The following is a 13,836-nucleotide window of genomic DNA, read 5'->3' on the forward strand; positions in this document are numbered from 1 at the left end:
CTCGTCCCCGTCAAACGCGTGGTGGACTACAACGTCAAGGTGCGCGTCAAGAGCGACGGCAGCGGTGTGGACATTGCCAACGTCAAGATGAGCATGAACCCGTTTGACGAGATCGCCGTGGAAGAGGCGGTGCGCCTGAAGGAAAAGGGCGTGGCCACCGAAGTGATCGCCGTGTCTTGCGGCGTGACGCAGTGCCAGGAAACCCTGCGCACGGCCATGGCCATTGGCGCCGACCGCGCCATCCTGGTGGAAACCGCCGAAGAACTGCAGCCACTGGCCGTGGCCAAGCTGCTCAAGGCGCTGATGGACAAAGAACAGCCCGGCCTGGTGATTCTGGGCAAGCAAGCCATTGACGACGACTGCAACCAGACCGGCCAGATGCTGGCGGCGCTGGCTGATTTGCCCCAGGGCACCTTCGCCAGCAAAGTTGAAGTGGTGGACGGCAAAGTGCATGTGACCCGCGAAGTGGACGGCGGCCTGGAAACGCTGGCGCTGAGCCTGCCCGCCATCGTCACCACGGATTTGCGCCTGAACGAGCCGCGCTACGTGACGCTGCCCAACATCATGAAGGCCAAGAAAAAGCAGATGGACATCGTCAAGCCCGAAGACCTGGGTGTGGACGTGAGCCCACGCATCAAGACCCTGACGGTCAGCGAGCCGCCCAAGCGCGGTGCCGGTATCAAGGTGGCCGACGTGGCCGCCCTGGTGGACAAGCTCAAGAACGAAGCTAAAGTGATCTGAGGACCAACAACATGACCGCACTCGTTATTGCCGAACACGACAACGCCGCCGTCAAAGGCGCCACGCTCAACACCGTGACCGCCGCCGCAGCCTGCGGGGGTGACGTGCACGTGCTCATCGCCGGGCACAACGCCGCAGGCGCTGCCGCAGCAGCCGCCCAGATCGCCGGCGTGTCCAAAGTCATCCATGCCGACGCCGAGTACCTGGCCCACGGCCTGGCCGAAAACATGGCCGCTCAGGTGCTGGCCATCGCCGCCAACTACAGCCACATCCTGTTCCCGGCCACGGCCAGCGGCAAAAACATCGCCCCGCGCGTGGCCGCCAAGCTCGACGTGGGCCAGATCAGCGACATCACCAAGGTGATTGCTGCCGACACGTTTGAACGCCCGATTTACGCTGGCAACGCCATGGCCACGGTGCAGAGCCTGGATGCGACCAAGGTCATCACCGTGCGCACCACGGGCTTTGACCCGGCCGCCGCCACCGGTGGCAGCGCCGCCGTGGAAACCGCAGCGGCACAAGCCGACAGCGGCAAGAGCACCTTCCTGGGCAGCGAAATCGCCAAGAGCGACCGCCCCGAACTCACCGCCGCCAAGATCATCGTCAGCGGTGGCCGGGCGCTGGGCAGCGCCGAGAAGTTCAACGAAGTGATGACGCCGCTGGCCGACAAGCTGGGCGCTGCACTGGGCGCCAGCCGCGCTGCCGTGGACGCGGGCTACGCCCCGAACGACTGGCAAGTGGGCCAGACCGGCAAGATCGTGGCGCCGCAGCTCTACATTGCCGCGGGCATTTCGGGTGCCATTCAGCACCTGGCCGGCATGAAGGACAGCAAGGTGATCGTGGCGATCAACAAGGATCCCGAGGCGCCGATCTTCTCGGTGGCCGACTACGGCCTGGAGGCCGATCTGTTCACCGCAGTGCCTGAGCTGATCAAGGCCATTTAACCCACTACAGGTGCGCTTGAACTCTGCGCGGGCTCAAGTGCTTCCCCGACTCCATCGAGGCGGTGTTTCTCGAGTGATTCGCAGCGCAGCGGTGCGCCGTCAGGTTGAGGCCTGATGAAGTCCGCCCACCCAGGCGTACTCGGTGCTCCAGTCGAACTGGAACGCGTCGCCCAACGCAAACTTCAGCGGAACGAAGGCGGCCTTGCCGGCCTTGCCCGACTGATCTTCTCGCCAGCGTCGGGCAAAGGAGGCGACCCGGCCGTAGCCACCGGTGTACCCCTGCTCGGCCAGGGCCTCGTACAGGGTCTTGACCGTGCGGCGATCGCGTTTGCCGCGGTGCTGGTCGGCCTTGAGCCAGGTCGCCAGCGTTTCAGTGTAGCCGTCGAGCTTGGTCTTGTTGACCCGTTGAGGGTACTTGGGCTCGACCATCTCGCCCTTGCGCAGCCAGGCCTTGATGGTGTTCCTCGCCAGGCCCGTGCGCCGCTCGATCTCTTTGATTGGAAGGCCATCGCGCAGGTACTTCCTGCGGATCTTTGCCAGTGTTCCCACGTTGATCACTCCTTGATTCCTCTTGCTCAAAAAACAAGCAGGAGACCTTACTCAAGGGGTCAGATTTGGATGAAAAAACTCACCTCATTCCCACCATGTCAGCACCCTACATCCAGCAACTTCAGCCCGTGGTCCACGCAGAGGCCCAGGGCGCGCAGAAAGAGATCCTCGACACCGCGCTCAAGCAGGTGGGGTTCATTCCCAACATGTACGCCAACATGGTCAACGCACCGGCCGTGCTGAGCACCTACCTCCACGGCTATGGGCTGTTCCGCAAGGAATCTGGCCTCACATCCGCCGAGCAGGAGGTGGTGTTTCTCGCTGTCAGCAGAACCAACGGCTGCACCTACTGCACGGCGGCGCACAGCATGATCGCGGACAAGATGTCGGGCGTGCCGGCGCCTGTGCTGCAGGCCATCCGCGGTCACCAGCCCATTCCCGATGCAAAGCTGGCGGCGCTCTTCGATGTCGCCACCGAGATGGTCAAGAGCCTGGGCCAGCCCAGCCCAGCCGCCGTCAAGGCGTTTCTCGAAGCGGGCTACCAGGAGCGCGACCTGCTCTACATCGTGCTGGCGGTGTCGGTGAAGGTGCTCAGCATCTACTCCAACCACGCGTTTGGCACCACGGTGGACGAGCGTTTCTCGGCCTACAAGGTCGATTGAAAGCCGGTAGTCCATGACCCCAACTTTTGTTCCAGAAACCTTCGAGCGAGTCATGGGTTGCACCGCCGCTGAATTGTTGGCCTGGCTGCCCCGCGCACTGCCCGATGCCCAGCTGCAGACCGATGGGGCCGGACAGCGCAATGTGGCCACCTGGCCGCAGGGGCGCATGGAGCTGAGCTGGCAGCCATTGCCGCCGCGTCGCATGGCGCTGCTGGAGGTCCCGCAGCTGGCGGTGCGTTTCACCTACACCGATCTGGGCGATGCGGAGCGCTATCGCATCCAGAAACGCTTTGACCTGCAGACACATCGGGGTGGTGGCTAAAGCCGATTACCCGTTTCAGGAGACAGCAGCATGGACATCCAGGCGCTGGCATTTGACACAGGCGGAACGGCGCTCGAATCGCACATCGGACTCGTTGCACGAACTGCATGGTCGGCACGGGTCATTTCATTGAAGTCTGTAATTCCATTTCTATTTCAATAGTGCATCAATAATCCATGGCCATGCGACGATGGACTTGATGCATGGCGCGTCGTTTTCATAGTCTCTCAGAGCGACTTCGAGGTGATCCTCGAGTGCGTCGAGGCTGTCGAAGACGCGGTTGTGGAAGTGCTTCTCGCGCAATTCGTCCCAGACATGCTCGACCGGGTTGAGTTCCGGGGCATAGGGCGGCAGGCTGAGCAGCCGCATGTTGGCCGGCGCGACGAGTTCGCCGCTGGTGTGCCAGCCCGCGCCGTCGAGCACCATCACGATGCGCACATCGGTGTGGCGTTGGCCCACCTCGTCGAGGAAAAGTTGCATGCAGTGCGTGTTGACGTGGGGCAGGATCAGCGAGTCGATCTCGCCGGTCTGCACGTCCACGGCCGCGTAGGCATCGGTGTACTCGTGCGTGAGCATGGCCTGGCACAGTGGTCGTATTGGCTTGGGCGCCCAACAGCGGCGCACGTCGTTGATGCGGCCAAAGCGCGCTTCGTCCTGGAACATCAGCTTGATCGGACCTTGGCCCGGCCAGAGGGCGCGAATTTGGGCGAGTCGCTCGGGGCGTTTTTTTTCCACTCCTGTTGAGCCAGTGCGTCGCTTTGCGGGTGTCGCTTGTCCGGGGCGAGCTTGCGCCAGCCGTGCCGGTGCAGCAGGTTGTAGACCGAAGACAGCGCCATCGTGCGGCCCAGCCGGGCTTCGAGTTCGGCCTTGACCTGGCCGACCACCAGGATGCCCCCGGTGCGTGCCCGATCCAGGAACGGGGCCAGCACTTCGCGCTCCTGCTCGACGCTCATGTTCTGGCGTCGGCGCCCACCGCGCGCCTGGCGCTGGCCGTCGCCGACGATCTCGCCGGCCAGGAAGCGGTTGCGCAGCCGACACGTCCATGGCACCGAGCGGCCAATCGCACGCGCGGTCTGCTCCATGCTCAAGCCGTAATCCAGCGGCAGCACCACGGCTTGCGCCTGTCGCAATTGCTCAATCGTGTGCGCTTGCGCCAACACTTCGCGCGCCCACTCCAAGTTGTCCGCACCCCTCGCAGTTCTCGCCATGTCCATCTCCTTGAAGAAATCGTGACATGGATATTATTTATCTAATGAACTGGAAATGGAATAAGAAGTGCCACGTTCGCTCGACTCAGTGGTTCGCTCTCGTTCATATAAGCAGTCATCATGGTTCTTCGCCGCGTCTTTTTTGCTTCTGTTCTGTTGCTCGTCAGCGCAGCCTCGCACGCGATGGAAATCAAGCCCTTCACCGCCGCACTGCTGGCGCAGGCCCAGGCCAGCAACCAGCCGGTTGCTCTGCATTTCCATGCCGACTGGTGCCCGACCTGCCGCGCGCAGGAAAAAGTCTTGCAGTCCCTCAAGAGCGAACCGGGTCTGGACCTGACGGTGATGGTCGTCAACTACGACACCGAGAAGGAACTCAAGAAGCGCTTCAATGTGCGTGCCCAGTCCACCTTCGTGGTGCTGCGCGGGCATCAGGAGTGGGCGCGTCTGGTGGGTGACACCGACCCCGCCTCCATCCGCACCGCGTTCAAGTCCGCACCCTGAGCGGGACGAACGCATGTCTGCCCTGGTATCGCTTCCACAACTGGGTTTTAGCCTGGCCGCTGGCGGGCTGACGACGCTGTCGCCCTGCGTCTTTCCCATGCTCCCCCTGGTGGTCGGCGGTGCGCTGCAGGGCAACCGGCTGGGGCCGGTGGCCATGGGCCTGGGCATGGTGTTCTCGTTCGCCGGCATCGGCATGGTGCACGGTGCGCTCGGGCCAGCGCTGGGGATCGACGGTGACTCGGTGCGCATCGCGGGTGCGGCCATGCTGATCGCCTTTGCGGTGGTGATGCTGGTGCCTGCGCTGGGCGAGCGCCTCGCGCGCTGGATGTTGCCGCTGGCCAATTCGGCCCATGCCGCTTCGTCGGGGATTCAGGGCGGTTCGCTCACTGGCGCCTTTCTGCTCGGAGGCGTTCTGGGACTGGTCTGGAGCCCTTGCTCGGGTCCCTTGCTCGGCTCGGCGCTCACGCTGGTGGCGAGTGAAGGCGGCCTGGCACGGGGCGGGCTGATCCTGGGTGTCTTTGGCCTGGGGGCGGCCATTCCCCTGGTGGCCGTGGCTTACGCCTCGCGCAGCAGCTTCAACCACGTGCGCGACTGGGTGATGGCGCGCATCGAGCGCGTGCGCCACGCCTTCGCCGTGCTGCTGGGCTTGTTGGGAGTGGCCATCCTGATGGGATGGGACAAACGCCTCGAAGCTTTGTTCGTCCAGTGGATGCCCGACGCCTGGGTCAATCTCACGGTGGGCATCTGACCGTTTCATCCACCACGGGTTCTACAGCGAGCCCTCCATTTCAAGGATATTCCCATGCACAGCATGTTCAAGACCCGTCCGCTGGTCGGCGCCTCAGCGCTGCTGCTGGCCGCTTGCGGCACCGTCGAGCCGCAGAAGCCGCTGGCGCTGCCCACGGCGCCTGCACCGGTGTCGTACGACGGGCACGTGGCCGGCGAAGCGACCGACTACGTTTTCGTGCTGGTACCCGACAGCAACCCGAGCACGCCGGGGCTGGCCATGAGGGCGGGCGAGTCGCTGCACCTGGCGCTGTCTCCGGCGTTCAATCGCAACGCCTCGGTGCCCATCGTCTCTGACCGCGACACCAGCCTGGTGCTGACCAAGGGTTGGCCGCAGGGTGCCGTGCCGCTGGCCGGGCAGTACCGCGTCGACTTTGTCGAGAAGGACCATGCCCTCACCGTCACCGCGCTCCAAGACATCGCGGCCGACGGCGGCAACGCGCCGGGCATCAAAATCATTCATTTGCGGGGTCGCAGCTTCACCAACCCTGCGACAGGCGGCTACCCGGTGACGGTGGCACACCGATCTGCCGAGGGGAAGGTGCTGGCCGTGTGGCAAGGCGGCATGCGGGTGCAGGAGGAGATGCTGGAGGCCCGGCTGGCGCCGACCAATTTCCACGTGCCACCGGGCAGCAACACCGACTTCCAGACGGTGGCGACCGGTCAGGCCGCACCCATGCACCTGGGCTTGCTGCTCTGGGGGGCCGACGGCGCACTGCTCAACGGTGTGGGCGTGGCCCCGCGCGACATCAATCGATTCCCACGCTATACCGGCGGCCTGCTGGTTCAGGACAGCAATGGCGACAAGCGCCTGGACCCGGCGGCGGACACGGTGGTGGGCGGCATCATCGGCGCGGCCCCGCAGGGTGCCACGGGCCAGGCGGCCACCAGCCCGCTGGGTGCCGATGGTAACCCGGTGCTCTCGGGTCAGGTGCTGCGCAGCGACCGCTTTCCGCCGGCAGCGGGTGGCGGCAAACCCAACCCGGGTCTGCTCGCGATCCAGTTCCGCGCTGGCAGCCTGCGGGGCCTGTACCGGCCCACGGTCGAGCTGCTCAAGGGCAACAGTTACCAGTTCACGATCGAGGCCCGCTGAGGCGCTGCGGTTGATCAGAGCCCGCGCCGGGTCGCTTCGGTCTGCAAGGCATCGAGATCGGCGGCCCAGTCCATGCGGAACTGGCTGAGCACTTCGAGGCGGTGGTTGTTCAATGCGTCCGCGAGCGTTCCGTGCTTCTCCAGGCGGGCGTCCCGGCGCTGCAGCAGGTCGGCAATCAAGGGGCGGTACATCGCCAGAAAGTGACCCAGCCAGGCGCAGGCGTTTTCATGCCCGGGCACCGGGCCTGGCCGGCAACGGTCCAGGCAGGCCAGGGTGAGCGCGGCATCGAACCAGTGGCCCTCGGTGACCCACTGGTTGGTGGTGAAGAGCTTCACGGGCAGGCCCCGGGCGTCGAGCGCGATGGCCAGCATGTGGGTTGGCGCGTGGCGCTTCCAGACCTTTCGGCCTTGTGTGTGTCGGCTGCGGCGGCCGGAGGCGTTGGCGTGCCAGAACACATGCAGGTGCCCGTGTTCGTCACCATGGGTGCGGTGCGCGTGGTAATCGAACTGGGTCCCGCTGCCCAGGTCGATCACGTCGGCCGGCGGGTAGTGTTCGTATTCCACCACCTCGGCGCCTTGCACCCAGCTTTGCAGCAGGGAGCCGGAGGTTTCCGTCGCGGTGGTGAAGGCCTCCACACTGGCCTGGCCGTGGTGCAGGGCGGCACCCAGTTCGTTCAAGGAGGCGGAGCGCCAGTGTCGGCGCAGCGTGGCGGATGCGGGCATGGAAACGGATCGGTGAAGCGAGCCCGGAGCAGGGCGCTGCTCCGGGTTCGCGTGAGCCAGATGGAGCGTTTACTTCTTCGGTGCGCAGGCGCCGCACTTGGCCTTGCAGGCGCTGCACTTGGACATCATCTTGGAGGGTCCGCATTTGGCGCCGCAAGCGCGGCAGGCCATGGCGCAGCCTCCCAGGGCGGCGGTGGTGACAACGGCCGCAGCCAGGCTCAGGGACAGGCGGGATGAAAGTGACGACATGGTGGTTCTCCAGTGAGGTGACAAAAAGCCAGTGACCTGCGCGCGGCCGAATGCACGCGCGCCGTCCTTGGTGGGGTTTGGTCGTTCACCGAGGCCAGATCGTTACAGCGGTCGATGTAAGTTGCAGCCCATGCGCAACGACCAAGCGCCATGTGGCTGAGTTTTGTGCTGGTTTTCCTCATTGGTTTTGCGGCTCACCGCGCCAGCCTGTGCACAGTGCGCGCTGTGATGCAGTGGATGGAACAACGCAAATCCAGCTTGCTGGTCAGTTTTTTCTACGCGTCGCTCTGGGCCAGTCTGGCCACGGGGCTTTTTGCATGAGCTGGGGTGTCGATTTCTGGACGCCCCGTGCTCGCCAGCGACTGGCTTCTCAGTGTGAGCGGGGGTATGTTGTTCGGCATGGGCGCAGCGTTGAACGGCGGATGTTCCTTGTCCACGCTGCAGCGGCTGGCGGATGGCGAAATCCGACTGTTCACCACGCTGGTGTTCTTTGTGATGGGCAGCCTCGGGGTGACGTGGCTGCAATCGCTCGGCACGGTGCCCTGGCCGCATGTCGAAGCGCTCTGGTGGAACGCCATAGGCCCAGGCATCCGGACTGTGCTGATATTGGTCCTGCTGGTGTGGGCGGTGTGGCAACTCGCCGTGCTCTGGCGCTGCAGAGACCGCCAACAGCGCCCGGACCAGTGGCTCCTGGCGCCCAGGTACCGCCTCTCCCTGGCCGCGATGGTGCTGGGCCTCTGCAGCGGGCTGCTGTTCCTTATGGAAGGGGCATGGACCTACACCAACTACCTTCGCGAGCTGGGTGTTTCATGGGTGACCGAAACGAACGCGCCAAGGTGGCATCGCCTGGCGCTGGTTGCCTGCCTGTTTGTGGGCATGGTGGTTTCGTCGGTACAGCGCGGCCAGTTCGAGTGGCGGGGTACGCAGTCCCTGATCAGCTGGCGCAACATGCTGGGTGGTGGCCTCATGGGCATCGGTGGCGCCCTGGTACCTGGGGGCAACGACACCGTGTTACTGGTGCTGATGCCGACGCTGTCGCCGCAGGCGCTTGCGAGCTTTGGAGTGATGTTGCTGGGTATCTATGTGGTGATCAAACTGATGCGGGTGATCAGTGGCTAGTGGGGTGTTCGGCGCTCCTGTTTCATCGCCCACCGCCGGCTGTCACCGCCCAGCCCGCTGCTGGCCACCAGTACGGTACCGCGCCCGTAGCGCCGGTTGAGCACGTCCAGCGCACCCATCAACTCGCCCTTGTCCGCTCCTCTGCCGGCTGGCTCCGGCTCCAGACTGAGCTCGCCTTGCTGTACCGAATCGGGCTGAAGGTCGAGCAGCATCACCCCGGCCTTGGCGTAAAGAAAGACTGGCCGGTAGATGCAAACCAGGCCCGCCACAGCGGCTTCAACAAGCTGAGAGCTGTTCCCTGTGGGCTGTCGCAGCGGTGTCACGATGGACCGGCTGTACTGCGGGTCTGACCGAAAGGGGCTGGTGCGCACAAAGACGAGAACCATGCCGTGCATGGCCGCTCTGGCGGCGCAGCTTCTCTGCGGCGCGGCTGGTAAATACGCTGACCGCTTCACGCAGGTCAGACGGCGCGGTCACGGGGTGACCGAATGAGCGGGTGCATGCGATTTCATGCTTGTCGGGTGCCAATGCAATAGACCACGCTTGACAAGCTTGCATGCAACCGCTAAAGTAAAAACAGCTAGTCGCCCATCGACATGATGGCAGTGCCAGCCTTATAAGATCGTGGTAGATCTGCATATCACCAGTTGATTGCTGGTGAGATCTTTGCAGGTTGACTACAAAGGACCGTTCACGACGATCCTTTTCATACCCTAGGTGCGTCCGCACACGAATTCAATCTGGCCTCATCAAGTGCGCTTGATGAAGATCGCTTGCGCAATAGTATTTCGCGTATCAATCGCACATTCAGTCCTCCTGCATGTGCATCACCGGTGAAGCCGGACTCATTCCAAGATTTTTGATCACGCCTGCCTGCCGGTGGTGTGTTGCACGCGCGCGTTCTTATTTGCGCTTACCTATCCGGCAGGTACACGGTTATGCCGCCGAGCGTGTAATTTAGAAAGGCGGAGACAATTATTAATGACCAATGAATAAAGCGAGCGGAACTACATTTCTTTTGGCCGAAGGTGTCCAAATCGGCGATGGTCGTCCACTTTACTCGTGGGCGCAGGTTAATTTGGGTGTTGAACTCCATGGAGTTATTTCATCAGTCGATGGGAGGCGATTCCTTGAAGCCGACATTAATCAACCCAAGCTCAAGGAGTCGGGAGTGCTGGCGACGAGCTTGGCGCGCATGATAGAAAAAGCATTTTCTATTAATGATCTCTCGGTTCAGTCCCGGATTCGATATGTTGAATGCGGAGCTGAGAAGGTAATGTTACAAATTCACCTTATGGTTGAGGGTCAGAAATGCCCTGATCAAGCGAGACTAATTGAGGTTTTTGGAGGGTTTTCCGATAGGTTGGTTATGACTGCAGATATGTACAAGGAAAAATTAGATCTGTCAATTGATGAGATCGACAGTTCACTTGTGCGTCAGGCAGCAGATGAATTTCTTCGTGCTTGTGGTGGTAAACCAATCAGCCGATCGATGCAACTAGTGGTCGATGAAACGCCGGTCGCAACCTTGGCTGGTATCTGGCGGCCGGGCCCGAAACTTGAATTGATCGCCCCTGAAGTTGTGGTTCTGGAGGCTATGTACGATGGCCGCCGCCTGAGGGCGCGGACTCTGTTTGTTTTGGTGATGTCCCCACGCGCGAAATCAATTGAAATCTACTATGACGAAGAAAAATTTGATACCCCGCTTCGCGGCCTGAGTGAAGACAAGCATGTGATGTTGTCATTAACTGTGCGCGCTACATCCAGCGATAGCCAGCAGATCCGTTATGAGCTGTTGTCTTTTGAGCGCATCAAGGCTCCTTCAGAGTTGATGCTGGCTTGACTCAAAGTGAAAGCGAGCCACACTAGAAGAAACTCATAGTTGTCCTTCAGAGTCGGGGTGGCTGCATTGATCACCACAGCCACCCTGCTTGGATGGATCACGGCAGGGCGTTTGCTGAACTTCTCGATGGCCAGATCGACTTGAATGATTTTTTTCCCTTCTGCCGAATGGGTATCCTTGAGCTTTTCGAAGCCATACGTTTTCGCCCAATCCAAGGTTTTCGGATCTATTTTTTTTGGACGATAAACGTCGATGTGATTTCCGTGAAGACCCGTCCATTGAATAAACTCTCGAAGCTGGATGAAATGATCCTCTGACCAGAGTAGCAGCTGGCGGGAGTTGCCAATTTGTTGGCTTGGTTTGCTGTTGCGAGGGTTGAGGCTGATGGTTGATTCTGCGCGCGCTTGGGTGAAATCAATCAAAGGTTGCCATCGGTAGTGTGGAATCCTCCCTAGCAATGCCAACGGCCACTTGATGCTTGAGAGTGGGTTATCACCCTCAGTGTCCTTAGATTGACGTTGTCCTATTTCTGCAAGAGACGCTTCTATGCTTTGCCCGTCGTTTGGCGATATGTGACTCAAGTCAATGGCTGCACGTGATGGATAGCCTTGTGCTCTAAGCCTGCAGTACTTCAGAACTTTAGAGGGTGTGCAGGTCGCGTACTTTGGTGCTGGGTCGATCGGCGTCAGTTGAAATACGTTTGGCACAATGATCCACTTGTCCAGATCGATTGCGCTGCGTATCGTGCGTAGTGCTATCTTTTGGAATCGATCTGATTTGTGTTCAGAAACACAATTGGACGCCCAATCAAAGTGAACATGCAGATAGCTGCCAAAGGTTGTGCTGTGCGAAGCGTGCCCTAGCAATCGCGCGACACCCCACGAACTTCTCCTTGTGGCTCTGTCCGTTGATAGAACAGTGAGTTTTGCAGACCGCTCTATCTCTGCGTTTTGGTTGTGATGATTCCCCCATGGATTGTTTTGGCTCTCCAGCACAAGATATTGAAATGCCCGGTTAGCGAATGAGTGTCGAGCATGATGTAGGGTGGTTTTTCCATTTTTGGTTGCGGCACGAAGTGACGCTAATATCCGTGCGCGGATCGGCTGAATCTCGCTCGCCTGTCTGTGATTATGTTCGTCAAAAAAGAGCGGGACTGTTTGATCATTTCCAGTCTCGGTGACCCAGTGACCGTTCCAGCAGCGAATGATCATCTCCTCGTGATCGGTCAAGCGTTCCAGCAGAGGCACTTGTCGTTGTGATCCACGTGTTTTCAACTGTCTGTGCTTGCCCGTGACCAGTACGACCACAGCGCTTGCGAGGTTCACCCAGTCTGTGTGACGCAGCCCAATCGCTTCTCCTCCCCGGAGGCCGAAACGGTAGGCGAGCAGCAATATAAAGGCGTCACGAACAGATCTAACGTCATCAGTGAAGGTATCAGGGCAAAGAAGTCGCAGTGCCTGCAAATACTCCTGTTCACAAATGGTGCCCGGGTTTGACAGGCTGCTGACGACGCCCTCACCAATTTCAGCCCAGTCAGGCGACTCCAACCCAAATCGTGCCGATGCAAATCGGTGAAACTCCTCCAAGCGCTGCAGGACATATTTTTCATTGCGTCGCCCCTTCTGCTCCGCTGATTTGTTGTGATCCTGTTCGTTGGAATCAGTGGTCTCGCTGCCCTTAGATCCATCGAGCACGCTTCGATACAGATCGGTCAACTCATCGCCATCCAAGTCGGCCAGATCCAGGCTGTGGCCAAAGGACACGAAGCCATGCGACAAAGTGTCTAGGTAACGTTTGATCGACGCAGCGTCAAGATACCCCTTTCGGTAGGGTCGGTAGAGCAGATGCAGAACCCAGGTGCCCAGCGCGTACACAGTCACACTTACGGAGGGATCCGGTTTCCTCAAAACTCGTTCAACGGCGGAACGTGCGTCTCGCCGCGCCGCCGTATCGGTATTGGTTCTGGTGTTCCGCGTGACCCCGCCTTCAGCCGTCTTCTGATTGCGCGTCCTGCTGGCCAGGTAATCAGTCAACACTGATCTGATCTCACCGAGAAAAGACCGGTTTGCGATCTTGCTTTTCTCTCGATTTCGCAGACTGACCACGCCGATCGCTAAGCGTGGCGACACCATCTCTTCATCTTTAACGATGACTGCCTCGGGTTCTTCGTCGTCTTCGGTGCTTGGGTCGGTTCGCGCTTGCCCAGTTATTACACGGATCCATTCACGCGATGGCAAGGCTGCGGCCTTCTGCGTCCCTGCGAGCACGCCTGCGACGACACCCGGGAACTTGAATGCGTTTTCTTGTCGCACGTCTTTGGACAGTGAGCGCAGCAGCCCAAAGAGCGTAGCTTTCTCAAGCCGTTGAACCCCTATCGCCTCGGCAACCCCATCAAGGTTGGTTGGGAGGGGGGCCGTCTTCTCTAGGCGCTTGCCTGCCGAAAGAGCAAGGTCGGCATACCTCGCTGATCTGGAAGGCAAGACGAATCGTTGCACTGGTGCGTTGTCCACCCTGTCCAGCCATTCGGAGTATTCAATGTACGCGCACCCCTTGAACAGCACCAGTCGGATACAACTTGTATCAGCCGAAGCAAGGCCTTCCACAACATTGTCAGCACCGACGTTCCCATAGAGGCAAAGGTCTAGGGCAGCCAGCTGGGCTGCCAAACTTTTGCTAACAGGCCAAGACAGTTTCGAAAATACCTGGTCCAGCGCCCCTCGCGCTGTATCTAGGCGTTTGGTGGCTCCGATGACGTTCGGCAGAAAAACGCTCTGCGGCTTGGGCATGCGCGCTATCCACTTACGGAGTCTTGGGCGGCGACCGTGTTCTCGCCATTCCCGCTGTACGAAATCTTCAAATACTTGGTACCGAACCGCCGCATTTGGCTGGCGTAGGTTGTGTTCGTTGAGCAGCATGTTGCGACCCAGCGTCTCCCACTCAGCGGGCGCGATGGAGTCGACGGGCCGTCCATGTTGATTCATCAGTACAACTGAGCCAGTGATCACGTCGAATACTGAGCCACCGGGTTGATGGGTTTTTTGGCTACTCGGTTGTGGATAAGTCTATAGGGTCCGCTGGTTTTCGATCTCCCTTCTGA

General features: G+C 60.6%; 18 protein-coding genes. 10 read left to right on the plus strand and 8 right to left on the minus strand.

Features of this window, described 5'->3' with window-relative positions:
* On the plus strand, positions 1-741 hold a 741-nt coding region (locus AC0GNR_RS18690), incomplete at its 5' end, for an electron transfer flavoprotein subunit beta/FixA family protein (protein ID WP_472901222.1).
* A gap of 11 nt (positions 742-752) precedes the next feature.
* Complete coding sequence (locus AC0GNR_RS18695) at positions 753-1,685, plus strand: electron transfer flavoprotein subunit alpha/FixB family protein (protein ID WP_472902308.1); 933 nt, start codon at positions 753-755, stop codon at positions 1,683-1,685.
* Positions 1,686-1,784: 99 nt separating this feature from the next.
* On the opposite strand, the gene AC0GNR_RS18700 is transcribed toward AC0GNR_RS18695, so the two are convergent.
* Entirely contained in the window at positions 1,785-2,234 is a 450-nt protein-coding gene (locus AC0GNR_RS18700) for an IS21 family transposase (protein ID WP_472902309.1), read from the minus strand.
* A gap of 95 nt (positions 2,235-2,329) precedes the next feature.
* Between AC0GNR_RS18700 and AC0GNR_RS18705 the strand changes: the two genes are divergently transcribed.
* Both AC0GNR_RS18705 and AC0GNR_RS18710 read left to right on the plus strand, forming a co-directional pair.
* The gene (locus AC0GNR_RS18705; protein ID WP_472902310.1) at positions 2,330-2,896 is read left to right on the plus strand and encodes a carboxymuconolactone decarboxylase family protein; all 567 of its coding nucleotides are present in this window, start codon (positions 2,330-2,332) and stop codon (positions 2,894-2,896) included.
* 13 nt (positions 2,897-2,909) lie between these two features.
* Positions 2,910-3,218 carry a hypothetical protein gene (locus tag AC0GNR_RS18710; RefSeq protein ID WP_305336360.1) on the plus strand — a complete coding sequence of 103 codons (309 nt, stop codon included), beginning with the start codon at positions 2,910-2,912 and terminating at the stop codon, positions 3,216-3,218.
* Positions 3,219-3,368: 150 nt separating this feature from the next.
* On the opposite strand, the gene AC0GNR_RS18715 is transcribed toward AC0GNR_RS18710, so the two are convergent.
* Positions 3,369-3,953: an IS630 family transposase gene (locus AC0GNR_RS18715; protein WP_472902311.1), complete on the minus strand. Its 585-nt coding sequence runs from the start codon at positions 3,951-3,953 to the stop codon at positions 3,369-3,371.
* Positions 3,881-4,426 (minus strand): winged helix-turn-helix domain-containing protein, encoded by a 546-nt coding sequence (locus tag AC0GNR_RS18720; protein ID WP_472902312.1) that lies wholly within the window; start codon positions 4,424-4,426, stop codon positions 3,881-3,883. Before AC0GNR_RS18720 ends, AC0GNR_RS18715 begins: the two co-directional genes overlap by 73 nt.
* Before the next feature lie 120 nt (positions 4,427-4,546).
* On the opposite strand from AC0GNR_RS18720, the gene AC0GNR_RS18725 reads away from it, so the two are divergent.
* Genes AC0GNR_RS18725 through AC0GNR_RS18735 form a run of 3 tightly spaced genes read left to right on the plus strand, consistent with a single transcriptional unit; the run spans position 4,547 to position 6,806 of the window.
* Entirely contained in the window at positions 4,547-4,927 is a 381-nt protein-coding gene (locus AC0GNR_RS18725; RefSeq protein ID WP_472902313.1) for a thioredoxin family protein, read from the plus strand.
* Positions 4,928-4,940: 13 nt separating this feature from the next.
* A complete protein-coding gene (locus AC0GNR_RS18730) occupies positions 4,941-5,675 on the plus strand; it encodes a cytochrome c biogenesis CcdA family protein (protein WP_472902314.1) in 735 nt (244 codons plus the stop codon).
* A 54-nt stretch (positions 5,676-5,729) separates the two neighbouring features.
* Positions 5,730-6,806 (plus strand): hypothetical protein, encoded by a 1,077-nt coding sequence (locus tag AC0GNR_RS18735; protein ID WP_472902315.1) that lies wholly within the window; start codon positions 5,730-5,732, stop codon positions 6,804-6,806.
* A 14-nt stretch (positions 6,807-6,820) separates the two neighbouring features.
* Here AC0GNR_RS18735 and AC0GNR_RS18740 read toward each other — a convergent pair whose 3' ends face one another.
* The gene (locus AC0GNR_RS18740) at positions 6,821-7,528 is read right to left on the minus strand and encodes a DUF6969 family protein (RefSeq protein ID WP_472902316.1); all 708 of its coding nucleotides are present in this window, start codon (positions 7,526-7,528) and stop codon (positions 6,821-6,823) included.
* Between the two features lie 69 nt (positions 7,529-7,597).
* On the minus strand, positions 7,598-7,777 hold the full coding sequence (locus tag AC0GNR_RS18745) for a hypothetical protein (protein WP_472902317.1): 180 nt from the start codon (positions 7,775-7,777) through the stop codon (positions 7,598-7,600).
* A 150-nt stretch (positions 7,778-7,927) separates the two neighbouring features.
* On the opposite strand from AC0GNR_RS18745, the gene AC0GNR_RS18750 reads away from it, so the two are divergent.
* Both AC0GNR_RS18750 and AC0GNR_RS18755 read left to right on the plus strand, forming a co-directional pair.
* On the plus strand, positions 7,928-8,098 hold the full coding sequence (locus AC0GNR_RS18750) for a hypothetical protein (protein WP_472902318.1): 171 nt from the start codon (positions 7,928-7,930) through the stop codon (positions 8,096-8,098).
* A gap of 27 nt (positions 8,099-8,125) precedes the next feature.
* Positions 8,126-8,896: a YeeE/YedE thiosulfate transporter family protein gene (locus AC0GNR_RS18755; protein ID WP_472902319.1), complete on the plus strand. Its 771-nt coding sequence runs from the start codon at positions 8,126-8,128 to the stop codon at positions 8,894-8,896.
* Here the strand turns inward: AC0GNR_RS18755 and AC0GNR_RS18760 are convergent.
* Both AC0GNR_RS18760 and AC0GNR_RS18765 read right to left on the minus strand, forming a co-directional pair.
* Positions 8,893-9,282 (minus strand): DUF4113 domain-containing protein, encoded by a 390-nt coding sequence (locus AC0GNR_RS18760; protein ID WP_472902320.1) that lies wholly within the window; start codon positions 9,280-9,282, stop codon positions 8,893-8,895. The genes AC0GNR_RS18755 and AC0GNR_RS18760 overlap by 4 nt on opposite strands.
* Positions 9,173-9,535 (minus strand): DinB/UmuC family translesion DNA polymerase, encoded by a 363-nt coding sequence (locus AC0GNR_RS18765; RefSeq protein ID WP_472902321.1) that lies wholly within the window; start codon positions 9,533-9,535, stop codon positions 9,173-9,175. Before AC0GNR_RS18765 ends, AC0GNR_RS18760 begins: the two co-directional genes overlap by 110 nt.
* A 349-nt stretch (positions 9,536-9,884) precedes the next feature.
* On the opposite strand from AC0GNR_RS18765, the gene AC0GNR_RS18770 reads away from it, so the two are divergent.
* Positions 9,885-10,739 carry a hypothetical protein gene (locus AC0GNR_RS18770; RefSeq protein ID WP_472902322.1) on the plus strand — a complete coding sequence of 285 codons (855 nt, stop codon included), beginning with the start codon at positions 9,885-9,887 and terminating at the stop codon, positions 10,737-10,739.
* On the opposite strand, the gene AC0GNR_RS18775 is transcribed toward AC0GNR_RS18770, so the two are convergent.
* The gene (locus tag AC0GNR_RS18775) at positions 10,682-13,654 is read right to left on the minus strand and encodes a tyrosine-type recombinase/integrase (protein ID WP_472902323.1); all 2,973 of its coding nucleotides are present in this window, start codon (positions 13,652-13,654) and stop codon (positions 10,682-10,684) included. The two genes, AC0GNR_RS18770 and AC0GNR_RS18775, sit on opposite strands and share 58 nt — an antisense overlap.
* Positions 13,655-13,836: the final 182 nt, after the last annotated feature.

The organism is Hydrogenophaga sp. LT287 (assembly GCF_055702805.1).